This window comes from Kitasatospora sp. NPDC017646 (assembly GCF_044329365.1).
Taxonomy (GTDB): domain Bacteria; phylum Actinomycetota; class Actinomycetes; order Streptomycetales; family Streptomycetaceae; genus Kitasatospora.
The window spans coordinates 16,387-39,271 of the sequence record NZ_JBIRJC010000033.1; the positions used below are offsets into that span (position 1 = coordinate 16,387).

Here is a 22,885-nt window from a genome sequence, read left to right on the forward strand (position 1 = left end):
GTCCGTGATCAGCACTCGATGACGTTCACGGCGAGGCCGCCGCGCGAGGTCTCCTTGTACTTGATCTTCATGTCGGCGCCGGTCTCCTTCATCGTCTTGATCGCCTTGTCCAGCGAGACGTGGTGACGCCCGTCGCCGCGCAGCGCCATCCGGGCCGCGGTGACGGCCTTGACCGACGCCATGCCGTTGCGCTCGATGCAGGGGATCTGGACCAGGCCGCCGACCGGGTCGCAGGTGAGGCCGAGGTTGTGCTCGATGCCGATCTCGGCGGCGTTCTCGACCTGCTCGGGGGTGCCGCCGAGGACCTCGGCGAGACCGCCGGCGGCCATCGAGCAGGCGGAGCCGACCTCCCCCTGGCAGCCGACCTCGGCGCCGGAGATGGAGGCGTTCTCCTTGAAGAGCATGCCGATGGCGCCGGCCGCGAGTAGGAAGCGGACGATGCCGTCGTCGTCGGCGCCCGGGATGAAGTTCAGGTAGTAGTGCAGGGTGGCGGGGATGATCCCGGCCGCGCCGTTGGTCGGCGCGGTGACCACCCGGCGGCCGGAGGCGTTCTCCTCGTTCACCGCCATCGCGTAGAGGGTCACCCACTCCATCGCGTTGGCCGGGCCGATCCCCTCGGCGCGCAGCGCCCGGGCGGCCGCGGCGGCCCGGCGGCGGACCTTCAGCCCGCCCGGCAGGATGCCCTCGCGGGTCATGCCGGCCCGCACGCACTCCTGCATCACGGACCAGATCTCCAGCAGCCCGGTCCGGATCTCCTCCTCGCTGCGCCAGGCCTTCTCGTTCTCCAGCATCAGGCCGGAGATCGACAGTCCGGTCTCCCGGGTGAGCCGCAGCAGCTCCTCGCCGGTGCGGAAGGGGTAGCGCAGCGCGGTGTCGTCGGGCTTGACCCGGTCCGCGCCGATCGCGTCCTCGTCCACGACGAAGCCGCCGCCGACCGAGTAGTAGGTCTTCTCCAGCAGCGTCGAGCCGTCCGCCGCGTACGCCCACAGGGTCATGCCGTTGGCGTGGTACGGCAGCGAGCGGCGCCGGTGCAGGATCAGCTGGGTGTCGGGGTCGAAGTCGATCGGGTGCTCGCCGAGCAGGCTGAGCCGCTTCTCGGCGGTGATCCGCTCGACGTCCTTGTCCGCCTGGTCGACGTCGACGGTGCGGGGCGAGTTGTCCTCCAGGCCCAGCAGGACGGCCTTCGGGGTGCCGTGGCCGTGGCCGGTGGCGCCCAGCGAGCCGTACAGCTCGGCGCGCACGCCGGTGACCCGGTCCAGCAGGCCTTCGGAGCGCAGCCGGCGGGCGAACATCCGGGCCGCGCGCATCGGGCCGACGGTGTGGGAGCTCGACGGGCCGATGCCGATGGAGAAGAGGTCGAAGACGCTGATGGCCACGGGGGACGTCCTTGTCTGGTCTCGTGGAAGGACTTGCGGGCAGGGGGATGACACGGGACGGGGCACCGCGCGCACTGTCCAGTGTGCGCGGTGCCCCGGGGCCCCAGGTGCACCGGCGGGGTGAGGCCGGTCACCTCATCCCGAGCGGGATCACTCCTGGCCGGCCAGGTTCGGGTAGAGCGGGTACTTCTCGGCCAGGGCGGTGACCCGGGCCTTCAGCGCGGCGGCGACGGTCTCGTCGAAGGCGGGCTTGAGCGCCTCGGCGATGATGTCGGCGACCTCGCGGAAGTCCTCGGCCCGGAAGCCGCGGGTGGCCAGGGCCGGGGTGCCGATGCGCAGGCCGGAGGTGACCATCGGCGGGCGCGGGTCGTTCGGGATGGCGTTGCGGTTGACGGTGATGCCGACCTCGTGCAGCCGGTCCTCCGCCTGCTGGCCGTCGAGCTGGCTGTTGCGCAGGTCGACCAGGACGAGGTGGACGTCGGTGCCGCCGGACAGCACGGAGGCGCCGGCCTCGGCGACGTCGGCCTGCAGCAGGCGCTCGGCGAGGATCCGGGCCCCCTCCAGGGTGCGCTGCTGGCGCTCCTTGAACTCCTCCGAGGCGGCGACCTTGAAGGCGACGGCCTTGCCCGCGATCACGTGCTCCAGCGGACCGCCCTGCTGGCCGGGGAAGACCGCGGAGTTGATCTTCTTCGCCCACTCGGCCTTGGACAGGATGACGCCGCCGCGCGGGCCGCCCAGGGTCTTGTGGGTGGTGGTGGTGACCACGTCCGCGTACGGCACCGGGTTCGGGTGCAGTCCCGCGGCCACCAGGCCGGCGAAGTGCGCCATGTCCACCATGAGCAGCGCGCCGACCTCGTCGGCGACCCGGCGGAACTCGGCGAAGTCCAGCTGGCGCGGGTAGGCGGACCAGCCGGCGATGATCAGCTTCGGCTGGTGCTCCTTGGCCAGGCGCTCGACCTCGGCCATGTCGACCTGGCCGGTCTTCTCGTCGACGTGGTACGCGACCACGTTGTAGAGCTTGCCCGAGAAGTTGATCTTCATGCCGTGGGTCAGGTGACCGCCGTGGGCCAGGTTCAGGCCCAGGATGGTGTCGCCCGGCTGGATCAGCGCGAACATCGCGGCGGCGTTGGCCTGCGCGCCGGAGTGCGGCTGGACGTTGGCGTGCTCGGCGCCGAACAGCGCCTTGACGCGGTCGATCGCGATCTGCTCGACCACGTCGACGTGCTCGCAACCGCCGTAGTAGCGGCGGCCGGGGTAGCCCTCGGCGTACTTGTTGGTGAGCACCGAGCCCTGGGCCTCCATGACCGCCACCGGGGCGAAGTTCTCGGAGGCGATCATCTCCAGGGTGGTCTGCTGGCGGTGCAGCTCGGCGTCGACCGCGGCGGCGATCTCCGGGTCGAGGGCGTGCAGGGACTGGTTGAGAACCGTCATGGTGTGGTCTTCCCGGGAGGAGGGGGGAAAGGGGCCGGGGCGGGACGGACCACGGTGCCGCGGCCCGTCCCTGCGGGGCTCAGCCCTGGGGGTTGGTGAGCGCGTCGTACTCGTCGGCGCTGAGCAGCTCGTCGGTCGACTCGACCCGGACCTTGAACAGCCAGCCGCCCTCGAACGGGGCGCTGTTGACCAGGCCGTTGTCGTCCAGGACGTCCTGGTTGACCTCGGTGACCTCGCCGGTCACCGGGGAGTACAGGTCGCTGACCGACTTGGTGGACTCCAGCTCGCCGCAGGTCTCGCCGGCGGTCACGGTCGCGCCCACCTCGGGCAGGTCCACGTAGACGATGTCACCGAGCGCGTCGGCGGCGTGCTTGGTGATGCCGACCGTGGAGACACCGTCCACGGCGGCGGTCAGCCACTCGTGCTCCTTGGTGTACTGCAGGTGCTGGGGGTTGCTCATGGCGTCATTCTCCAGGATGGGAAGCGGGTACGACGCAGCGGGCCGCCGCACGGACGGCTCCGACGTGCGTGAACGGGAAACTCGGCGGGCCCGGAGGGGCCTCAGCGGGCGCGCTTGTAGAACGGCAGCGCCACGACCTGGACGGGCTCGTGCTTGCCGCGTACGTCCACCGCGACGGTGGTGCCGGGGGCGGCGTGGGCCGCGTCGACGTAGGCCATCGCGATCGGCTGCCCCAGCGTCGGGGACGGCGCGCCCGAGGTGATCCGGCCGATCGGGGTGCCGTCGGCGGAGACCACCGCGTACTCGGCGCGGGGCACGCGCTTGCCCTCGGAGACGAGGCCGACCAGGACCTTCGGCGGGTTGGTCTCGGCCGCGGCGGCGGCCTGCTTCAGCGCCTTGCGGCCGACGAACGCGCCCTCGTTGGTGGTCTTGTCGAAACGGACGACCCGGCCCAGGCCCGCGTCGAAGGGGGTCAGGTCGGTGGACAGCTCGTGCCCGTACAGCGGCATGCCCGCCTCCAGGCGCAGCGTGTCGCGGCAGGACAGGCCGCACGGGACCAGGCCGTGGCCCTCGCCCGCGGCGGTCAGCGCCTGCCAGACGGGCTCGGCGTCGACCGGGTGGCAGAAGATCTCGAAGCCGTCCTCGCCGGTGTAGCCGGTGCGGGCGAGCAGCACCTCGCGGCCGGCCACCTTCGCCGGGAGGATCGCGTAGTACTTCAGGCCGGGCAGGTCGGCGTCGGTGGTCTTCGCCAGGACGGCGGTGGCCTCCGGGCCCTGGACGGCGATCAGCGCGTAGGTGTCGCGGTCGTCGGTGACGACGGCGTCGAAGCCCTTGGCACGGGCGATCAGCTCGTCCAGCACCAGCTGGGCGTTGGAGGCGTTGGCGACCACCAGGAAGGCGTCCTCGCGCAGGCGGTAGACGATCAGGTCGTCCAGGATGCCGCCGTCCTCGGCGCAGATCATGGTGTAGCGGGCGCGCAGCACGCCGAGCGCGGAGACGAAGCCGACCAGGGCGTGGTCCAGCATCTCGCCGGCCTGCGGGCCGGTGACGGTGATCTCGCCCATGTGCGAGAGGTCGAACAGGCCGGCCTTGGTGCGGACGGCGAGGTGCTCCTCGCGCTCACTGCCGTAGCGCAGCGGCATGTCCCAGCCGGCGAAGTCGGTCATGGTCGCGCCGAGGGCGCGGTGCAGCGCGTCGAGCGCGGTCAGGCGGAGGGACGACATGGCCAGGAACTCCTCGGTCGGGGCACTCAGGGGTGCGCGTGCCGGGACCGGACCCGCTCGGGGACCGACCCTGCGCGCGGGCATGCGGCGGCGTGGGTCTCCCCATCTGTCGTCGAACCTGAGAGCTTCACCGCCCACCTGCCCGCAGCTGGTTCCAGCATCAGCTGGTTCCAGCATCGGGGACAGGATGGCGGCTTGCACCGTGGGTGGGCGCGCGACAGGGCCGTGCGCCGCTTTCCAGATGTGCCTAACCCGCGCGGTAGGGGGGCCTGAGAGATTCCGGGGAGGACTTGCTCCTTCGGCGCCGGCTGTGCCCCTGAGGGGCACTCCGGGCTCTCCCGCGCGGGTTCGAGCGGCCGGTGTGGAGTTGTGGGGGCCCGCGGCGCATGCCGTCGGACGCGCACATCATGGCACGTCCGCACGGAGGAGGGGAGAGGGGACCCGGTCACACGACGGGTGTTCGGAGCCGAGCCCTAAACTTCTCCGCGTCGGCGCAGCAGTGGGCGGCCGACCGGCACGAGGGCGGATCGGCGGCGCATGGGGTACCCGGTGGAGCAGCAGCAGGGGTGGGACGGGCCGCAGGCGGCGCCGTCGGGCGGTGCGTGGCCGGCGAACGAGCTGGAGCAGGTGCTGACGGCCGCGCTGGGCGACCCCGGGGCGACGCCGCGGGTGATCGAGGTGCTGGCCCGCAGCCAGGTGTGGATCCCGCTGCCGGCCGGGGGCGACCCGAACGGGCAGTCGCTGGACCTGCCGACCGTCGAGCTGGCCGGGGCCCCGTACGTACCGGTGTTCTCCTCGCAGGAGGTGTTCCTCCAGCAGGCACCGGGGATGGCCTTCGCGGTCGCCCCGGCCTGGGAGTTCGCCCGCGGACTGCCGCTGGGCGTGGGCATCGCGGTCAATCCGGAGGCGGCGGTGGGCATCCCGGTGCCGCCGCAGGGAGTGGCCGAGCTGCGCCGGGGCCCGCGGGACGACCGCTGGGAGCAGCAGCCGGAGGCGCCGACCGGCGGCCGGGTGGCGCTGCGCGAGCCGGTGCCGGGCGAGGACCCGGAGTACTTCCTGGCCGCCTGCCGGGCCGAACTGTCCGCCCTGCCCGGAGTGCTGACCGCGCGCCGGGCGCTGGCCAGCATCGAGGGCGAGCCGACCGTGATGTTCGTGGGCGTCCAGCTGGATCCGGCGGCCCCGGCCGACCCGGGGGCGGTGAACGAGGCGCTCGGGCGGGCGCTGGGAACCGCCCCGCTGCCGGGCGGCGTCCACCTCGTGCTGCTCGACCTCGCCGACGACCCGGTGGTCGAGTGGCTGCTGACCCGGGTCATGCCCTTCTACTCGCGGGTGTGAGCGGGGATCCTTCACAGGCACGTCGCCGTGGCGGTGGCCGGTGCCGCGCCATAGGGTGCGTGCAGGCGGCTGACGGGCCGGCGGGTTCAGGAAAGAGGCGCGGCGAGGTGGGCGCATGAGTGCGGGAACGGGAGCGGGCGGGGTGCCGGGGCCCTGGGGCCAGGCACCGGCCGGGCGCCCGGGCGCGGATCCGGGCGCGTTGGAGCAGGCCCTGCGCGAGGTCGCGCCGGAGCGCTGGGACGCGTACGAGCGGCTGCTGCACGCGCTGGCCGAGGGCCAGGTCTGGATGCTGCTGTGGCACGGCAGCCCGGGCAGCCCGGACGCCCAGTACGGGAACATGGAGATCAGCGGCCACGGCTACGCGCCGGCCGTCACCTCGCCCGAGCAGCTGACGGCCTCCGGCTGGGCCCGGGCCCACGAGGTCATCTCCGGGCGGGAGATCGCCGCTTCGCTGTACCGCACCCGCTGGGGCCTGTGGCTCAACCCGCACGCGCCGGGCGGCGGGGTCGGGGTGCCCTGGGCGGACCTGCGGCGGATCGCCGCGGGCCTGGACCGGCTGCCGGCCGGTCCGTTGAAGCTGAGCGAGCCGCAGGTGAACGCCCAGCAGTTCTTCGCGCTGCTGGAGCGCCAGGCGGGCGAGGTGCGCGCGGTCCGGGCGCTGCGCCGGGCCTGGGTGCAGCCCTCGGTCGGGGAGCCGTACCTGGCGATCGGTCTTGACCTGTACGAGAGTTCGCCGCCGGCGGTGGAGGCGGTGCGGGCGCTGATGCAGCGGGCGATCGCGGTGGCCCCGGAGGGGCTCGCGGTGTCCACGGTGGCGATGGCGGACGAGTACGACCCGGTGGCGCTGTGGATGCGCGCCAACGCGCGGCCGTTCTTCGACCGGGAGGCGGGCCGCCCGCCGACGGGCCCGTACCCGCCGGTGCCGCCGCCGTACCCGGGGCAGTCGATGCCCGGTCAGCCGTCACCGGGGTGGGCCTACGGCAGCCCGCCGCCCGCGCCGGGCTGGGGACAGCAGCCCCAGTCGCCGTGGCCCGGCTACCCCGGCCGCTGATTGCCAAAACCGTCTCTTGTGAAATCCTCGGTCACGAAGCCGACTTGATCCCTGATCAGGTCGGCTTCGGTGCTTTCGGGACGAATTTCCGCTCTTGGCGTCGGGCACATCTTGACATGCCAGTTACAGCCGTGTGAAGAGGGATATGCCGAAGATCGGGGAGGTGCATGCGGGCAGATCACAGTTGGGCATCTGTCGGTTGTCAGGGCTGGCGCAAGCCAGTTCGGATGGCAGAGAGTTCTGCGCAACGCATCGCGCGTACTGGAAACCCCACGAAGGTGAACGCGCACGCCGACCGCTCGATCCACGTGACGCCCATCCCGCGTGGAGGCAGTACCCGTGCACGACGTACTGCCGCGAACACCTGCTCCTAGCACCTCCGCACGTCCGCAGCCGTACCGCCGAACCGGCGCCCGGCACCCGTGGGCCGGCCACCGTCGGCGAGGGGACCAACTGACCATGACCGCACCCATGACAACCGCCGGGAACGAACCAGAGGCACCCGCCTCCCCGAGCCCGGCCAAGACGATCGAGGGCCGCTCCCTCGGTCGGATCGCCTGGACCCGCTTCAAGCGGGACAAGGCCGCCGTCGCCGGCGGCATCGTGGTGATCCTGCTGATCCTGCTGGCCCTGCTGGCCGGACCGTTGGAGTCCCTGTTCGGGCTCGACCCCGACCAGCCGAACACGGACCTGCTGGACGCCGACCTCGGTGGACTCCCGCTCGGCGACTGGGGCGGGATGAGCGGGGACCACCCGCTCGGCATCGACCCGCTGCAGGGCCGCGACCTGCTCGCCCGCGTGGTCGACGGCTCCTGGGTCTCCCTGCTGGTCGCGTTCGGCGCGACCGTGCTGTCCAACACCCTCGGCACCGTGCTCGGCGTGATGGCCGGCTACTACGGCGGCTGGGTGGACACCGTGATCAGCCGGCTGATGGACGTCTTCCTGGCGTTCCCGCTGCTGCTGTTCGCCATCGCGATCTCCGCCTCGCTCCAGGGCGGCGCGTTCGGCCTGCACGGCCTCCCGCTGCACATCATGGTGCTGATCTTCGTGATCGGTTTCTTCAACTGGCCCTACATGGGCCGGATCGTGCGCGGACAGACCCTCTCGCTGCGCGAGCGGGAGTTCGTCCACGCGGCCCGCAGCCTCGGCGCCCGCGGCCCGTTCATCCTGTTCAAGGAGCTGCTGCCGAACCTGGTCGGCCCGATCCTGGTCTACTCGACCCTGCTGATCCCGACCAACATCCTCTTCGAGGCCGGCCTGAGCTTCCTCGGCGTCGGCATCCAGCCCCCGCAGTCCTCCTGGGGCGGCATGCTCGCCGACGCGAAGAACTACTACCAGGTGGACCCCCAGTACATGGTGGTCCCCGGTCTGGCGATCTTCATCACCGTGCTCGCGTTCAACCTGCTCGGCGACGGGCTGCGTGACGCCCTCGATCCCAAGAGCAACTGACCAGGCGTCAGTAACCTCCCTCCTCCACACCTCAAGGGGTTGATCCCACCCATGCGTAGGTCCCGTACCGCCGCACTGACCGCCGCGGCCGCCGCCGCGGTCCTGGTCGTCACCGGCTGCTCGTCCAGTTCCAAGAGCGCCGACAGCTCCTCCTCGTCCGGCTCCGGCAACGCGAGCGGCGGCGGTGCCGACGCGGCCACCAAGCAGATCGTCAACGCCTCGGACAAAAAGGGCGGAACGGTCACCTACGAGATGAAGGGCACCCCGGACTCCCTCGACCCGGGCAACACCTACTACGCGTACATCTACAACTTCTCGCGCCTGTACGGCCGTCCGCTCACCACCTTCAACCCGGCCGCCGGCGCGGACGGCAACAAGCTGGTCCCGGACCTCGCCGAGTCGATGGGCCAGCCCAGCGCGGACGGCCTGACCTGGACGTACAAGCTGCGCGCGGGCCTGAAGTACGACGACGGCACCCCGATCACCTCCAAGGACGTCAAGTACGCCGTGGAGCGCTCGAACTACGCGCCCGAGGTGAACTCCAACGGCCCGACGTACTTCCACGACCTGCTGGTCGACAACCCGACGCCGTACCAGGGCCCGTACAAGGACAAGACCGGCGACCTGAAGTCGATCGAGACGCCGGACGACACCACGATCGTCTTCCACCTGCAGCACCCCTTCGCCGACTTCGACTACCTGGTCAGCGCCCCGCAGACGGTGCCGGTCCCGCAGGCCAAGGACACCGGTGCCGACTACGTGAAGCACATCGCGGCCTCGGGCAGCTACAAGTTCGAGTCCTACGAGGACGGCAAGCAGGCCGTCCTGGTGCCGAACACCAACTGGGACAAGAGCACCGACCCGATCCGCAAGCAGCTGGCGGACAAGATCGTGCTCAAGATGAACATCGACCAGGCCACCATCGACAAGGACCTGCTGGCCGGCAACGCCCAGGTCGACCTGGTGGGCGGCGGCGTCGACCCGCAGACCCAGGCGCAGATCCTGCGCGACCCGAAGCTCAAGGCCAAGACCGACAACGCCTACGGCGGCCGCCTGGTCTACATGGCGATCAACACCAAGGTCGCGCCGTTCGACAACATCGACTGCCGCAAGGCCGTCCAGTACGCGATCGACAAGGTCGCGGTGCAGACCGCGCTCGGCGGCCCGATCCGCGGCCAGGTGGCCAGCACGGTGCTCCCGCCGGACATCCCGGGCCACCAGGACTTCAACCTGTACGAGACCAAGGACAACAAGGGCGACCAGGCCAAGGCCAAGGACTCCCTGAAGGCCTGCGGCAAGGACGGCGGCTTCAGCACCGTCCTGACCGCCCGCACCGAGCGCGCGACCGAGGTCGCCGCGGCCACCCAGATCCAGGCCCAGCTGAAGAACATCGGCATCAACGTCGAGATCCAGCAGTACCCGCAGGGCAAGTACCTGACCGACTCGGCCGGTGCGCCGCAGTTCACCCAGGACCACAACATCGGTCTGATGATGATGCAGTGGGGCGCCGACTGGCCGACCGGCTACGGCTTCCTGCAGCAGATCGTCGACGGCCGCGCGATCAAGCCGTCCGGCAACAGCAACCTGGCCCAGCTGAACGACCCGGCCGTCAACAAGATGATCGACGACGCCGCCGTCAACCCGGACAAGACCGCCCGCGAGAAGATCTACGGCGACATCGACAAGAAGGTCATGGAGTCCGCGGTGTACGTCCCGCTCACCGACTTCAAGGTCTTCCTGTACCGCCCGGACAGCGCCACCAACGTCGCGTCCAACCCGGCCTGGTCGGGGGAGTACGACTACCTGAACATCGGCACCACCAAGTAAGAGCCTGGCTCCGCATCCCTGAAGGCAGGTGAAGGCAGCGGCGCCCGCCGCCGTCCGGAAGATCCCGGACGGCGGCGGGCCGCCGGAGCCGCCCAACTGTGTTTGCCTACATCGTTCGCAGGATCCTCGCGGCCGCGGTGCTGCTGCTGGTCGTCAGCGCGGTCACCTTCGCGATCTTCTTCCTGCTCCCGCGCATCGCCGGCGAGACCACCGACCAGCTGGCCGCGCAGTACATCGGGAAGAACCCGTCGCCGGAGGCGATCGCGGCGGTCAAGCAGAACCTCGGCTTCGACCAGCCGCTGTACACCCAGTACTGGAACTTCCTGAAGGCGCTGGTCAGCGGCGCCGAGTACAAGTTCGGCCCGGAACCGGCCACCTGCCACGTGCCCTGCTTCGGCTACTCCTTCAAGAACCACCTGGAGGTCTGGCCGGAGATGACCAGCCGGATCCCGGTCACCATCTCGCTCGCCATCGGCGCGGCGGTGCTCTGGCTGATCTCCGGCATCACCACCGGCGTGATCTCCGCCCTCAAGCCGCGGTCGATCTTCGACCGGCTCTCCATGGGCGTCGCCCTGGCCGGCGTCTCGCTGCCGGTCTTCTTCACCGGCGCCCTGCTGCTGACGGTGTTCAGCTACGAGTGGCCGATCCTGGACAACCTGCACTACGTCGACTTCACCGAGGACCCGCTGATGTGGGCCCGCAACCTGATCCTGCCGTGGATCTCGCTGGCCTTCCTCTACTCCGCGCTCTACGCCCGGCTCACCCGCGCCGGGATGCTGGAGACGATGAGCGAGGACTACATCCGCACCGCCCGGGCCAAGGGCCTGGTCGAGCGCAAGGTGGTCGTCAAGCACGGACTGCGCTCCGCGCTCACCCCGATCGTCACCATCTTCGGCATGGACCTCGGCCTGCTGCTCGGCGGTGCGCTGATCACCGAGCAGGTCTTCTCGCTCAACGGCGTCGGCCAGTTCGCCGTCCAGGCGATCACCGACAACGACCTGCCCAAGGTCCTCGGCGTCACGCTGCTCGCCGCCTTCTTCATCGTCGTCTGCAACCTCGTGGTCGACCTCCTGTACGCCCTCGTCGACCCCCGCGTGAGGCTCTCGTGACCGACCTCCAGAAGAACCCGGCGGACGCCGCCCCGGCTCCGCTGGGAGACCCCTTCCTGTCCGTCCGCGACCTGCGGATCCACTTCGACACCGACGACGGCCTGGTCCGCTCGGTGGACGGGGTCAGCTTCGACCTGCACAAGGGCCGCACCCTGGGCATCGTCGGCGAGTCCGGCTCCGGGAAGTCCGTCACCTCGCTCGGCATCATGGGCCTGCACCGCTCCAAGCGGGCCCGGATCAGCGGCGAGATCCTGCTCGACGGCGAGGACCTGATCGCGGCCGGACCGGACCGGGTGCGCCGACTGCGCGGCCGCGAACTGGCGATGATCTTCCAGGACCCGCTGACCGCGATGCACCCGTACTACACGGTCGGCGCGCAGATCATCGAGGCGTACCGGGTGCACCACCCGAAGGCCACCAAGAAGGAGGCCAGGGCCCGGGCCGTCGAGATGCTCGACCGGGTCGGCATCCCGCAGCCCGACCGCCGGCTGGACGACTACCCGCACCAGTTCTCCGGCGGCATGCGCCAGCGCGCGATGATCGCCATGGCCCTGGTCAACGACCCCTCGCTGCTGATCGCCGACGAGCCCACCACCGCCCTGGACGTCACCGTCCAGGCGCAGATCCTGGACCTCATCCGCGATCTCCAGGAGGAGTTCGGCTCCGCCGTCATCATCATCACCCACGACCTCGGGGTGGTCGCCGAGCTCGCCGACGACATCCTGGTCATGTACGGCGGCAAGTGCGTCGAGCGCGGCCCCGCCGAGAGCCTCTTCGACGCGCCCGAACACCCCTACACCTGGGGCCTGTTGGGCTCGATGCCACGGCTGGACCGGGAGTTGCAGGAACGGCTCGTCCCGGTGAAGGGCACCCCGCCCAGCCTGATCAACGTGCCGTCCGGCTGCGCCTTCCACCCGCGTTGCCCGTACGCCGCCCTGACCGGCGGGCGCTCCACCGACGAGGTCCCGCTGCTGGCCGAGGCCGTGCCCGGACACCTCGCGGCCTGCCACCTGCCGGCCGATGAGCGGCACCGCATCTTCGCCGAAGAGATCGCGCCCCGGCTGTGAGCCCGGCCCCGTACCACCTTTCTGGAGAGAACCGATGACGGACACTCAGGGGGCCACCATCCCTTCGCAGGCGCCCGCGCCCGCACCCGAGCGCGAGCCGCTGCTGAAGGTGACCGGCCTGACCCGGCACTTCCCGATCCGCGGCGGGCTGCTGCGGCGCCAGACCGGCGCGGTGCGGGCCGTCGACGGCATCGACTTCACCGTCAACGCCGGTGAGACGCTGGGCGTCGTCGGCGAGTCCGGCTGCGGCAAGTCCACCATGGGACGGCTGATCACCCGGCTCGACGAACCCACCGGCGGGAAGATCGAGTTCGAGGGCACCGACATCAGTCACCTGGGCGTCGGCGCGATGCGGCCGCTGCGCCGCGACATCCAGATGATCTTCCAGGACCCGTACTCCTCGCTGAACCCGCGGCACACCGTCGGCACCATCGTCAGCGCGCCGTTCAGGCTCCAGGGCGTCGAGCCGGAGGGCGGCGTCAAGAAGGCCGTCCAGGACCTGCTGGAGCTGTGCGGGCTCAGCCCCGAGCACTACAACCGCTACCCGCACGAGTTCTCCGGCGGCCAGCGCCAGCGCATCGGCATCGCCCGGGCGCTCGCGCTGAAGCCGAAGATGATCGTCGCGGACGAGCCGGTCTCGGCGCTCGACGTGTCGATCCAGGCGCAGGTGGTCAACCTGCTGGACGACCTCCAGCAGGAGCTCGGCCTGACCTACCTGATCATCGCGCACGACCTCTCGGTGGTCCGGCACGTCTCGGACAGGGTGGCGGTGATGTACCTCGGCAAGATCGTCGAGATCGCCGAGCGCGACTCGCTCTACCGCAGCCCGATGCACCCGTACACCAACGCCCTGATGTCCGCCGTCCCGGTACCGGACCCGCGCCGGCGCCAGAGCGGCGGCCGCGAGCGGATCCTGCTCAAGGGCGACGTCCCCTCGCCGATCAACCCGCCGAGCGGCTGCCGGTTCCGCACGCGCTGCTGGAAGGCGCAGGACGTGTGCGCGAGCCAGGAGCCGCCGCTGACGGCGCTGAAGACCGGGCACCAGGTGGCGTGTCACTTCCCCGAGCGGAGCGAGGGGAACTAGTAGGCGCAGTCCCGAGCGGAGCGAGGGGAACTAGTAGGCGCAGTCCCGAGCGGAGCGAGGGGAACCAGTAGGCGCAGTCCCGAGTGGAGCGAGGGGAGCCAGTAGGCGCAGTCCCGAGTGGAGCGAGGGGAGCCAGTAGGCGCAGTCCCGAGCCGAGCGAGGGGAACCAGCAGGACCGTAGTGGAGGGGGAGATTCCGCAGCAGGTCATAGTTGTGTGGTGACCTCGCAGATCTTCCCCTCCGACGTGCAGCAATCGCTCGACCTGGCCGGCATCTTCGTCTTCGCCCTCTCCGGGGGGCTGCTCGCCGTCCGCAAGAACATGGACATCTTCGGGATCTGTGTGCTCGCGGAGGCCACCGCCCTGGGCGGTGGCGTGATCCGCGACCTGGTCATCGGGGCGACACCGGTGGCAGCCTTCAGCAACTTCGGCTACTTCGTGACCCCGCTCGCGGCCGCGCTGGTGGTGTTCTTCCTGCACCCCGAGGTCGAGCGGATCAACCGCGCGGTGCAGACCCTGGACGCCCTCGGCCTCGGGCTGTTCTGCGTCACCGGCACCGCCAAGGCGCACGACTACGGGCTGGGCGCGGTCGCCGCGATCGCGCTGGGCATGGTGACCGCGGCCGGCGGCGGTGTCATCCGCGACGTGCTGGCCGGGGAGATCCCCTCGCTGCTGCGCTGGGACCGCGAGATATACGCCGTCCCGGCCCTGGTCGGCGCCGCCCTGGTGGCCGCGCTGATCGGCGCGGACCGGCTCACCGGCGCCACCGGCACCGCCGCCGGGCTCACCGCCTTCGGGCTGCGGATGCTCGCCCTGAAGTACGGCTGGCGCGCCCCGCGGGCCTGGCACCGCAACGGTTCTCGCACCAGCGAGGAGTAGGCGAGCCGCCGTACGCGAGTGAGATCGCCTCGGCCGTGCAGAGCAGCTCCGGCAGCATCCGGGTCAGTTCGGCCGGCGGCACCTTGCTGGCCGGAGCGCTCAGCGCGCAGGCCGCGACCGTCCGCCCGCCGCTGCCCGCGACCGGCGCGGCCACGCAGGTCACCGGCTCCCGGTGCTCGGCCGACTCGGCCGCCCAGCCCCGGCGGCGCACCGCCGCCAGCTCGGCCGGGAGCTCCTCCGCGCGGGCGCCGTCCTCCGGCAGCCCGGCGAGCAGCACCCGCCCGACCGCCGTCCCGGTCACCGGGGCGCGGCGTCCGATCCGCGGCGGTAGGGCGGCCGGCGGCGGGCCCACCTCGTCCAGGTAGAGCACCTCGCCGTCGTGCAGCACGGCCAGCTGGACGGTGTAGCCGCAGCGGGCGTTGAGCGCGGCCAGGTAGGGCGCGGCGACCTGCCGGACGTCGAAGTCCTCCAGCGCGCGCTGGGCCAGCGAGAGCACCCGGCCGCCGACCCGGTAGCGCAGGTCGGGCTGGCGCCGGACGAAACCGTGCTCCTCCAGGGTGCGCAGCAGCCGCAGCGCGGTGGACTTGTGCACCCCGAGGGTGCTCGCGGCCTGCTCCAGCGAGAGCGGTCCGTCGCCGAGCGAGCCGAGCAGCGTCAGTGCGCGGTCGACCGACTGCGACATGGACGCCCCCCTGGAACTCGTTCGAGAAGTGTTCGTCAGGCTAACCGCTGGGCGGCGCAGTGGTACAAACCAGTGCCGGACGCCGCCGTCCGGCCGCGGCGTCCGCGGCGGGCGGATCAGCGGTGGGCCCGGTGAGTGGATCAGCGGTGGGCCCGGTGAGTGGATCAGTGGCCGGATCGGTGCGCACCTGGTCGGGCCCCGGGGCAGGGCCTCTACAATCGGATGGTTATGCCATACCTGGACCATGCGGCGACCACGCCGATGCTGCCCGAGGCGATCGCCGCGATGACGGCGCACCTGGGGGTGGTCGGCAACGCCTCGGCCCTGCACGCGGCCGGCCGCCGGGCCCGCCGGGTGGTCGAGGAGTCCCGCGAGTCGCTGGCCGAGTCGCTGGGTGCCCGCCCGAGCGAGATCGTGTTCACCGGCGGCGGCACCGAGTCGGACAACCTGGCGGTCAAGGGCCTGTACTGGTCCCGCCGGAACGCCGATCCGGCCCGCACCCGGGTGCTGTGCAGCCCGGTCGAGCACCACGCGGTGCTGGACGCGGTGCACTGGCTCTCCGAGCACGAGGGCGCCACGGTCGAGTACCTGCGGGTGGACGAGAACGGCCGGGTGCACCCCGCGGAGCTGCGGTCGGCGATCGAGCGCGACCCCGCGTCGGTGGCCCTGGTCACCGTGATGTGGGCCAACAACGAGGTCGGCACCGTCCAGCCGGTGCGCGAACTCGCCGCCGTGGCCGCCGAGTACGGCATCCCGATGCACGCCGACGCGGTGCAGGCGCTCGGTCAGGTCCCGGTGTCCTTCGGCGAGTCGGGGCTCACCGCGCTCACCGTCACCGGTCACAAGATCGGCGGCCCGTTCGGCATCGGCGCGCTGCTGCTCTCCCGCGGCGCCACGCCCGTCCCGCTGCTGCACGGCGGCGGCCAGGAGCGCGACGTGCGCTCCGGCACCCTGGACGCCCCCGCCGCCGCCGGCTTCGCGGCCGCCGCGGCGCTCGCAGTGGAGCGGCGGGCCGAGCACGCGGTGACGCTGGGCGCGTTGCGCGACGAACTGGTGACCGGCGTGCTGGCCGCCGTTCCCGACGCGGTGCTCAACGGCGACCCGGCGGCGGAGGGCAGGCTGCCGGCCAACGCCCACTTCTCCTTCCCCGGCTGCGAGGGCGACGCCCTGCTGATGCTGCTGGACGCCCAGGGCATCGAGTGCTCCACCGGTTCGGCCTGCTCGGCCGGGGTGCCGCAGCCCAGCCACGTGCTGCTCGCGATGGGCGTCGACCCGCTGCTGGCGCGCGCCTCGCTGCGGTTCTCGCTCGGGCACACCTCGGTGCGCGAGGACGTCACGGCGCTGGCCGCCGCGATCGGCCCGGCGGTGCGCCGGGCCCGCAACGCCGGGCTGGCGACCGTACGCAGGTGAGCGCCGGGGCATGTCCGGCGGCCCCGTACGCTTGTACTCACCATGACTGACTTCCCGGGTGCCCCGACCACTCCGTCCACCGGCCGCCTGCGCGTGCTCGCGGCGATGTCCGGCGGGGTCGACTCCGCCGTCGCCGCCGCCCGCGCCGTCGAAGCGGGGCACGAGGTGACCGGCGTCCACCTGGCGCTCTCCGCCAACCCGCAGTCCTTCCGCACCGGCGCGCGCGGCTGCTGCACCATCGAGGACTCCCGGGACGCCTGGCGGGCCGCCGACGTGATCGGCATCCCCTTCTACGTCTGGGACCTCGCCGAGCGCTTCCGCGAGGACGTCATCGACGACTTCGTCGCCGAGTACGCGGCCGGGCGGACCCCGAACCCCTGCCTGCGCTGCAACGAGAAGATCAAGTTCGCCGCGCTGCTGGACAAGGCGATCGCCCTCGGCTTCGACGCCGTCTGCACCGGCCACTACGCCCGGATCGTCGACCTGCCCTCCGGCGCGCGCGAGCTGCACCGCGCCGTGGACGGCGCCAAGGACCAGTCCTACGTCCTCGGGGTGCTCGACGCCGACCAGCTCGCCCACTCGCTCTTCCCGCTCGGTGACACCACCAAGGAGGAGATCCGGGCGGAGGCCGAGCGCCGCGGCCTGGCCGTCGCCAAGAAGCCCGACAGCCACGACATCTGCTTCATCGCCGACGGCGACACCCAGGGCTTCCTGGCCCGGCACCTCGGCACCGCCACCGGCGACATCCTCGACGTCGACGGCACCAAGCTCGGCGAGCACGACGGCGCCTACGGCTTCACCATCGGCCAGCGCAAGGGCCTGCGGATCGGCCGCCCGGCCGCCGACGGCAAGCCGCGCTACGTCCTCGACATCTCCCCGGTGAACAACACCGTCACCGTCGGCCCCGTCGAGGGCCTCGACGTCACCGCCCTGACCGCCATCCGCCCCCGCTGGTGCGGCACCGAGCCCCTCAGCGAGGGCCGCTACACCGCCCAGCTCCGCGCCCACGGCGAGGAGGTGCCGGTGTCCGCCTCGATGGTCGACGACACCCTGCACGTCCGCCTCGACACCCCGGCGCGCGGCATCGCCCCCGGCCAGGCCGTCGTCCTCTACGACGGCACCCGCGTCATCGGCTCCGCCACCATCGCCACCACCGAACGCCCCGCCGTCCGCGCCGTCGGGAGCTGACCCGGGCCGGGGGAGGGTGTCATCCGGAGGGATGACGGCGGTGAACCGCGGGGATGACGGTGGCCGGAGAAGGCATTCATCGGGCTGATCCGAGGGGGCGGGCGGCGAACCTAACGTCGGGGGCATGAACCGATCCCGTCGTATCGCGGCCGTCGCCGCCCTCGTCCTCGCTCTGCCGCTTCCGATGGCCGGGGCCGCGATGGCCTCGCCGTCCCCGTCCGCAACTGCGCCTGCGGCCAAGGCCGTTGCGCCTGCAGCCTTCCACGCGGAGCTGCCCCGTCCGACCGGGCGGTTCGCGGCCGGGGAGGAGGTGCTGCACCTGACCGACCAGGGCCGGACCGATCCGTGGGTGCCGTCGGCCGGGCCGCGGCAGCTGGCGGTGTCGATGTTCTACCCGGCCCGGCCGGGCACCGGTGAGCCCGCGCCGTACATGAGCCCCGGCGAGGCGCAGGGCTTCGTGGCGACCCGGGTCCCGGCCGGGACCGGACTCCAGCCGCAGGACGTCGTGAACATCGACACCCACGCCCACACCGGTGCGCAGGCCGTGGGCGGGAAGTTCCCGCTGGTGGTCCTCTCGCCCGGCTTCGAGAACCCCCGCGCCACGCTGACGGGCCTGGCGACCGACCTGGCCAGCCACGGGTACGTGGTGGCCCTGGTCGGTCACACCTACGAGGACTCCGGCGAGACGCTCGCCGACGGAAGCACCCCGGGCTGCGCGCTCTGCGACACCGGCGCACCGGACGCGCTCCCCGACAGCCGGGCGAAGGACGTGTCCTTCGTCCTGGACCGGCTGACCGGGCAGCACCCGGCCTGGCGCCTGTCCCACCTGATCGACCGTGACCGCATCGGCATGGCCGGGCACTCGGTCGGCGGCATGTCGGCGCTGACGGCGATGGCCGAGGACCGGCGGATCCTGGCCGGGGCGAACATGGACGGGGGGTTCTGGCCGTCGGTCCCGACCGACAAGCCCGACGGGCGCCCGTTCCTCCTGCTCGGCAAGGAGAGCGACCACGCCGTCGGTGGCGGGGACACGTCCTGGGGGAAGGCCTGGGCGGGCTGGGACGGCTACAAGCCCTGGCTGGCCGTCGCGGGCACCAACCACGCCAGCTTCACGGACGTCCCGGTCCTGGCCGCCGCGGCCGGCATGCCGATCCCCCCGGGGACGACCACCTCGCCGGAGCGCGGGATGCAGCTGACCCGGGAGTACGTCGGAGCCTTCTTCGACCAGACCCTGAAGGGCGTCCACCAGCCACTGCTGGACGGCCCGTCGGCGGCGAACCCGGAGGTGCTCTTCCAGCACCCCTGAACCGCCCCGTGAACAGGCGGGCGCCGGGGCGGCAAGATGGCAGGGTGACGAAGGCAGCAGGCGGAGGGAACGGCGTGACGGACGACGGCGCCCGGGGTGCGGCCCCGGCCCAGCGGAAGGACGCCCGGCGCAACAAGGAGGCCCTGCTCGACGCGGCCGCCGCGGCGTTCGTCGCCTCGGGCGTGGAGACGCCGGTGCGCGACATCGCGGCCCGGGCCGGTGTGGGGCTGGGCACCATCTACCGGCACTTCCCGACCCGGGCGGACCTGGTCATCGCCGTCTACCGGCACCAGATCGACGCCTGCGCCGAGGCCGGCCCGGCCCTGCTGGCGGCCGGACCGACCCCGCACGCCGCCCTGGCCCGGTGGATCGACCTCTTCGTCGACTTCCTGGTCACCAAGCACGGCCTGGCCGGTGCGCTGAGGGCCGACGACACGGCCTTCGACGGCCTGCACGCCCACTTCCTGGACCGGCTGCTGCCGGTCTGCGCCGAACTGCTGGAAGCCGCGTCCGCCGCCGGGGAGACCGATCCCGGCATCGACGCCTACGAGCTGATGCGCGGCGTCGGCAACCTCTGCATCGGCGCGGACAGCGACCCCCGCTACGACGCCCGCCGGCTGGCGGGGCTCCTCGTCGCGGGGCTCCGCCGGCCGGGGCGTCCGCCGGGCAGGCCGTAATGCCGGTGAGCGGGGGCGGCCCGGCGTGATAGACCAGACGGCACTATGAACATCTGCGTCTTCTGCTCCGCGTACTCGCTCGACGACCGTTACTCCGCCCCCGCCGCCGAGTTCGCCCGGCTCCTCGGAGAGGGCGGGCACACCCTGGTGTGGGGAGGTTCCAACGCCGGGCTGATGGGGCTGCTCGCGGACGGGGTGAAGGCGGCGGGCGGCCGGCTCGTCGGGGTGCTGGTCGAGATGCTGAAGCACAGGGGGTACGTCGGCGCCGACGAGCTGGTGATGACCCGCGACCTCGCCGAGCGGAAGGCGGAGCTGGCGGCCCGCGCGGACGCCATCGTCGTCCTGGTCGGCGGGATGGGGACCCTGGACGAGGTCACCGAGGTGGTGGAGCTGAAGAAGCACGGGATGTTCGACAAGCCGGTCGTCGTCCTGGACACCGAGGGCTTCTACTCGGGGCTGCGCACCCAGCTGGAGCGGATGGACGCCGAGGGCTTCCTGCCGCGGCCGCTCACCGAGCTGATCAGCTTCGCCGACACGCCCGCCGAGGTGTTCGTGCAGCTCAAGGCCTGAGAGGATCGGGTCCATGGCTGCACATCTGATCACCGGCGCCGGTTCCGGCATCGGCGCCGTCCTGGCCGAGAAGCTCGCCGAGCGCGGGGACGAGCTCTGGCTGCTCGCCCGTGACGCCCGCCGGGCCGCCGAGCTGCGCGACCGCTTCCCGGGCGCCCGCACGGTGGTCGGTGACCTCGGCGACCCGGGCAAGCTGTCCTGGGCGTTCGGGCACCAGGCGCTGCCCGTCACCCTCGACTCGCTGCTGCACGTCGCGGGCACGGTCGAGCTCGGGCCGGTCGGCGAGCTGCCTGTGAAGGCCTGGCAGGAGACGCTGAACGTCAACCTGCTCGCCCCCGCCGAGCTGACCCGCCTGCTGCTGCCCTCGCTGCGCCAGTCGAAGGGCCACGTGGTGTTCGTCAACTCCGGCGCCGGCCTGGCCGCCCACGCCGAGTGGTCGGCGTACGCGGCCAGCAAGCACGGCCTGAAGGCGCTCGCCGACGCACTGCGCCAGGAGGAGCACGCGAACGGCGTCCGGGTCACCTCGGTCTACCCCGGCCGCACCGCCACCGCGATGCAGGCCAAGGTGCACCAGCAGGAGGGCAAGGCGTACGACGCCGACCGCTGGATCGAACCGGAGTCCGTCGCCAGGGCCGTCCTCGCCGCCCTGGACGCCTCCCGGGACGCCGAGATCACGGACATCACCGTTCGCCCGGGGCGGTAGGCCGCCGCGGGCGGACGGTCGGCCCGACCGTTCGCCCGGGGCGGACACCAAGGCCGACTGCAACGTGGCGCCGAGGGCCACCTCACCGTGTACCCGGGAAGGGGTGCGGAAACGGCGTTGGCGGGGCTCCTCCGGCTGTGCGATGATCCGCTCCGCCCTCCGCCGATCGGATTCGGACAGTTGAGGGCCGGAAAGCGTCGTTCGCGCTTTGAAGATGCCCAGGGGGGCTTCCATTTCCAGAACCCGTACAGCGCTGACCGTCGGCGCTCTGCTCGTCGGAACGGTCGGTCTGCCGGCCGTCGGGGCGAGCGGCGCGGCCGCGGCAGGCAGCACGCTCTATGTCAACAACGCCGCGGGTGCCAACTGCACCGACAGCGGCACCGGCACCCAGGCCGCGCCGTACTGCACCGTCGCGGCGGCCGCAGCGGTCGTGCAGCCGGGGCAGACGGTGGATATCGCCGCGGGCGGCTACAGCGGCTCCGCGGTGACCGTGACCCGCTCCGGCACCGCCGACGCGCCGATCACCTTCCGCGGCCCGGCCCAGCAGTACATGGCGGGCAGCCAGGCGCACATCTCCGGCGGGGCGCCCAACTACCCCGACAGCACCATCGTGGTGAAGGGCGCCGACCACCTCCGGTTCGAGAACCTGTCGCTGCAGAGCTTCCAGCGGCCGGCCGTCATCGTCGACGGCGGGCACGACGTCTCGTTCACCAACATCGCTGCCTGGGGCGGCGGGGCCGTGATCACCAACGCCTCCGACAAGGTGACCTGGGCCCGCGGCGACTTCGGCTACGCGCCCGGTCCGCTGATCCGGGTCGACGGCGGCTCCACCGGGACCGTCCTGACCACCAACTCGATCACGCCCAACAGCGTCGACAACATGGTCGGCATCCTGGCCAAGGACGCCCCCGGCACCGTCGTGGTGGCCAACACCGTCAGCTCGTCCTGCTTCGCCGGGATCGTGCTGGACGGCGCGTCGACCGGCGCGGTGGTCGAGAACAACGTGGTGAACACCGCGAAGAACCAGAACGCGGCCTGCGGCACCCCGGCCAACGCCACCGGGATCACGGTCGGGGTGAACGCCACCGCGGGTACCAAGGTCGACTACAACCTGATCGACCCGCGCAGCGACGGTGCGGCCTACAGCTGGGCCGGTGCCGGCTTCGGCACCCAGAGCCAGCTCACCGCGAACACCGGCCAGGGCGTCCACGACTTCGTCGACCTGACCTACGTGCCGAAGGGCGCGAACGCCCCGCTCGACCACCGGATCGACTCGGCCGACGAGAGCGCCCCGGGCATGCTGGCGACCGACCGCGGCGGCTATGCCCCGGTGGACGACCCGACGACCCCTGACACCGGTACGGGCAGCGGCATCCGTGACCGCGGCGCGTTCGAGGCCCAGGACTTCGGCAGCGCCTTCACCCCGGCCGGTCCGACGCGCCTGCTGGACACCCGCCAGCCGATCGGGGTGCCGGTGGCACAGCCCGTTCCGGCGTGGGGCACCGTGGACCTGCCGGTGACGGGCGCGGCGGGTGTTCCGGCGACCGGTGTGACGGCCGTGACGATGAACGTGACGGTGACCGAGCCGCAGCAGGACGGCCACCTGACGGTGTACCCGCACGGTGACGACCGGCCGAACGCCTCCAACCTCAACTGGACGGCCGGGCGCACGATCCCGAACCTGGTGACGCTCCCGGTGAAGGACGGCAAGGTGTCCTTCTACAACGCCTCCGGCGGCACCGTGCACCTGGTCGCGGACCTGGAGGGCTACTACAGCCCGAAGGGCTCGCTGTTCCACGCCCAGGGTCCGACGCGCCTGCTGGACACCCGCCAGCCGATCGGGGTGCCGGTGGCACAGCCCGTTCCGGCGTGGGGCACCGTGGACCTGCCGGTGACCGGTGTGGCGGGTGTTCCGGCGACCGGTGTGACGGCCGTGACGATGAACGTGACGGTGACCGAGCCCCAGCAGGACGGCCACCTGACGGTGTACCCGCACGGTGACGACCGGCCGAACGCCTCCAACCTCAACTGGACGGCCGGGCGCACGATCCCGAACCTG

20 protein-coding genes and 1 riboswitch are annotated in these 22,885 nt (G+C 72.0%); of the genes, 15 read left to right on the plus strand and 5 right to left on the minus strand.

Annotated features, from left to right (window positions below; genetic code table 11):
* Window positions 1–8 precede the first annotated feature (8 nt).
* From ACH4J0_RS33115 to gcvT, 4 genes are all read right to left on the minus strand, one after another.
* Window positions 9–1,376, minus strand: a complete 1,368-nt coding sequence (locus tag ACH4J0_RS33115; protein ID WP_396244662.1) for an L-serine ammonia-lyase — start codon at window positions 1,374–1,376, stop codon at window positions 9–11.
* Between the two features lie 150 nt (window positions 1,377–1,526).
* Window positions 1,527–2,807, minus strand: a complete 1,281-nt coding sequence (gene glyA / locus ACH4J0_RS33120) for a serine hydroxymethyltransferase (protein WP_396244664.1) — start codon at window positions 2,805–2,807, stop codon at window positions 1,527–1,529.
* A 79-nt stretch (window positions 2,808–2,886) separates the two neighbouring features.
* Window positions 2,887–3,267: a glycine cleavage system protein GcvH gene (gene gcvH / locus ACH4J0_RS33125; RefSeq protein ID WP_396244665.1), complete on the minus strand. Its 381-nt coding sequence runs from the start codon at window positions 3,265–3,267 to the stop codon at window positions 2,887–2,889.
* A 101-nt stretch (window positions 3,268–3,368) separates the two neighbouring features.
* On the minus strand, window positions 3,369–4,490 hold the full coding sequence (gcvT, locus tag ACH4J0_RS33130; RefSeq protein ID WP_396244667.1) for a glycine cleavage system aminomethyltransferase GcvT: 1,122 nt from the start codon (window positions 4,488–4,490) through the stop codon (window positions 3,369–3,371).
* A 247-nt stretch (window positions 4,491–4,737) separates the two neighbouring features.
* A riboswitch (glycine riboswitch) is annotated at window positions 4,738–4,841 on the minus strand.
* Window positions 4,842–5,027: 186 nt separating this feature from the next.
* Between gcvT and ACH4J0_RS33135 the strand changes: the two genes are divergently transcribed.
* The 8 genes from ACH4J0_RS33135 (at window position 5,028) to ACH4J0_RS33170 (ending at window position 14,290) form a co-directional block, all read left to right on the plus strand.
* Window positions 5,028–5,825, plus strand: coding sequence for an enhanced serine sensitivity protein SseB C-terminal domain-containing protein (locus tag ACH4J0_RS33135; RefSeq protein WP_396244668.1), 798 nt, complete (start codon window positions 5,028–5,030; stop codon window positions 5,823–5,825).
* Window positions 5,826–5,940: 115 nt separating this feature from the next.
* Window positions 5,941–6,876, plus strand: coding sequence for an enhanced serine sensitivity protein SseB C-terminal domain-containing protein (locus ACH4J0_RS33140; protein WP_396244670.1), 936 nt, complete (start codon window positions 5,941–5,943; stop codon window positions 6,874–6,876).
* A gap of 459 nt (window positions 6,877–7,335) precedes the next feature.
* Window positions 7,336–8,325 (plus strand): ABC transporter permease, encoded by a 990-nt coding sequence (locus ACH4J0_RS33145; RefSeq protein WP_396244671.1) that lies wholly within the window; start codon window positions 7,336–7,338, stop codon window positions 8,323–8,325.
* 51 nt (window positions 8,326–8,376) lie between these two features.
* Window positions 8,377–10,152, plus strand: a complete 1,776-nt coding sequence (locus ACH4J0_RS33150; protein ID WP_396244672.1) for an ABC transporter substrate-binding protein — start codon at window positions 8,377–8,379, stop codon at window positions 10,150–10,152.
* Window positions 10,153–10,250: 98 nt separating this feature from the next.
* A complete protein-coding gene (locus ACH4J0_RS33155) occupies window positions 10,251–11,261 on the plus strand; it encodes an ABC transporter permease (RefSeq protein WP_270143879.1) in 1,011 nt (336 codons plus the stop codon).
* Window positions 11,258–12,328, plus strand: coding sequence for an ABC transporter ATP-binding protein (locus ACH4J0_RS33160; RefSeq protein WP_396244673.1), 1,071 nt, complete (start codon window positions 11,258–11,260; stop codon window positions 12,326–12,328). Before ACH4J0_RS33155 ends, ACH4J0_RS33160 begins: the two co-directional genes overlap by 4 nt.
* A 34-nt stretch (window positions 12,329–12,362) precedes the next feature.
* Window positions 12,363–13,412 carry an ABC transporter ATP-binding protein gene (locus ACH4J0_RS33165; protein WP_396244674.1) on the plus strand — a complete coding sequence of 350 codons (1,050 nt, stop codon included), beginning with the start codon at window positions 12,363–12,365 and terminating at the stop codon, window positions 13,410–13,412.
* A 218-nt stretch (window positions 13,413–13,630) separates the two neighbouring features.
* Entirely contained in the window at window positions 13,631–14,290 is a 660-nt protein-coding gene (locus ACH4J0_RS33170) for a trimeric intracellular cation channel family protein (protein ID WP_396244676.1), read from the plus strand.
* Here ACH4J0_RS33170 and ACH4J0_RS33175 read toward each other — a convergent pair.
* Complete coding sequence (locus ACH4J0_RS33175; protein ID WP_396244677.1) at window positions 14,196–14,972, minus strand: IclR family transcriptional regulator; 777 nt, start codon at window positions 14,970–14,972, stop codon at window positions 14,196–14,198. The two genes, ACH4J0_RS33170 and ACH4J0_RS33175, sit on opposite strands and share 95 nt — an antisense overlap.
* Before the next feature lie 228 nt (window positions 14,973–15,200).
* On the opposite strand from ACH4J0_RS33175, the gene ACH4J0_RS33180 reads away from it, so the two are divergent.
* The 7 genes from ACH4J0_RS33180 to ACH4J0_RS33210 all read left to right on the plus strand — a co-directional run.
* Window positions 15,201–16,382, plus strand: a complete 1,182-nt coding sequence (locus tag ACH4J0_RS33180) for a cysteine desulfurase family protein (protein WP_396244678.1) — start codon at window positions 15,201–15,203, stop codon at window positions 16,380–16,382.
* Window positions 16,383–16,424: 42 nt separating this feature from the next.
* Window positions 16,425–17,570 (plus strand): tRNA 2-thiouridine(34) synthase MnmA, encoded by a 1,146-nt coding sequence (gene mnmA, locus ACH4J0_RS33185; RefSeq protein ID WP_396244679.1) that lies wholly within the window; start codon window positions 16,425–16,427, stop codon window positions 17,568–17,570.
* 124 nt (window positions 17,571–17,694) lie between these two features.
* Window positions 17,695–18,876, plus strand: coding sequence for an alpha/beta hydrolase family protein (locus ACH4J0_RS33190; RefSeq protein WP_396244681.1), 1,182 nt, complete (start codon window positions 17,695–17,697; stop codon window positions 18,874–18,876).
* 74 nt (window positions 18,877–18,950) lie between these two features.
* Window positions 18,951–19,553, plus strand: a complete 603-nt coding sequence (locus ACH4J0_RS33195) for a TetR/AcrR family transcriptional regulator (protein WP_396244709.1) — start codon at window positions 18,951–18,953, stop codon at window positions 19,551–19,553.
* Between the two features lie 45 nt (window positions 19,554–19,598).
* Window positions 19,599–20,123, plus strand: a complete 525-nt coding sequence (locus ACH4J0_RS33200; protein ID WP_396244683.1) for a TIGR00730 family Rossman fold protein — start codon at window positions 19,599–19,601, stop codon at window positions 20,121–20,123.
* Between the two features lie 13 nt (window positions 20,124–20,136).
* Complete coding sequence (locus ACH4J0_RS33205; RefSeq protein ID WP_396244684.1) at window positions 20,137–20,826, plus strand: SDR family oxidoreductase; 690 nt, start codon at window positions 20,137–20,139, stop codon at window positions 20,824–20,826.
* Window positions 20,827–21,040: 214 nt separating this feature from the next.
* A partial coding sequence (locus ACH4J0_RS33210) for a right-handed parallel beta-helix repeat-containing protein (protein ID WP_396244685.1) occupies window positions 21,041–22,885 on the plus strand: 1,845 nt, incomplete at its 3' end.

What these genes read in the sequence shown, in the direction of transcription:
- glyA (WP_396244664.1), bottom strand. Translation starts at nt 2,807, where the DNA reads ATGACGGTTCTCAACCAGTCCCTGCACGCCCTCGACCCGGAGATCGCC.
- gcvH (WP_396244665.1), bottom strand. Translation starts at nt 3,267, where the DNA reads ATGAGCAACCCCCAGCACCTGCAGTACACCAAGGAGCACGAGTGGCTG.
- gcvT (WP_396244667.1), bottom strand. Translation starts at nt 4,490, where the DNA reads ATGTCGTCCCTCCGCCTGACCGCGCTCGACGCGCTGCACCGCGCCCTC.
- ACH4J0_RS33135 (WP_396244668.1), top strand. Translation starts at nt 5,028, where the DNA reads ATGGGGTACCCGGTGGAGCAGCAGCAGGGGTGGGACGGGCCGCAGGCG.
- ACH4J0_RS33140 (WP_396244670.1), top strand. Translation starts at nt 5,941, where the DNA reads ATGAGTGCGGGAACGGGAGCGGGCGGGGTGCCGGGGCCCTGGGGCCAG.
- ACH4J0_RS33145 (WP_396244671.1), top strand. Translation starts at nt 7,336, where the DNA reads ATGACCGCACCCATGACAACCGCCGGGAACGAACCAGAGGCACCCGCC.
- ACH4J0_RS33150 (WP_396244672.1), top strand. Translation starts at nt 8,377, where the DNA reads ATGCGTAGGTCCCGTACCGCCGCACTGACCGCCGCGGCCGCCGCCGCG.
- ACH4J0_RS33165 (WP_396244674.1), top strand. Translation starts at nt 12,363, where the DNA reads ATGACGGACACTCAGGGGGCCACCATCCCTTCGCAGGCGCCCGCGCCC.
- ACH4J0_RS33175 (WP_396244677.1), bottom strand. Translation starts at nt 14,972, where the DNA reads ATGTCGCAGTCGGTCGACCGCGCACTGACGCTGCTCGGCTCGCTCGGC.
- ACH4J0_RS33180 (WP_396244678.1), top strand. Translation starts at nt 15,201, where the DNA reads ATGCCATACCTGGACCATGCGGCGACCACGCCGATGCTGCCCGAGGCG.
- mnmA (WP_396244679.1), top strand. Translation starts at nt 16,425, where the DNA reads ATGACTGACTTCCCGGGTGCCCCGACCACTCCGTCCACCGGCCGCCTG.
- ACH4J0_RS33190 (WP_396244681.1), top strand. Translation starts at nt 17,695, where the DNA reads ATGAACCGATCCCGTCGTATCGCGGCCGTCGCCGCCCTCGTCCTCGCT.
- ACH4J0_RS33200 (WP_396244683.1), top strand. Translation starts at nt 19,599, where the DNA reads ATGAACATCTGCGTCTTCTGCTCCGCGTACTCGCTCGACGACCGTTAC.
- ACH4J0_RS33205 (WP_396244684.1), top strand. Translation starts at nt 20,137, where the DNA reads ATGGCTGCACATCTGATCACCGGCGCCGGTTCCGGCATCGGCGCCGTC.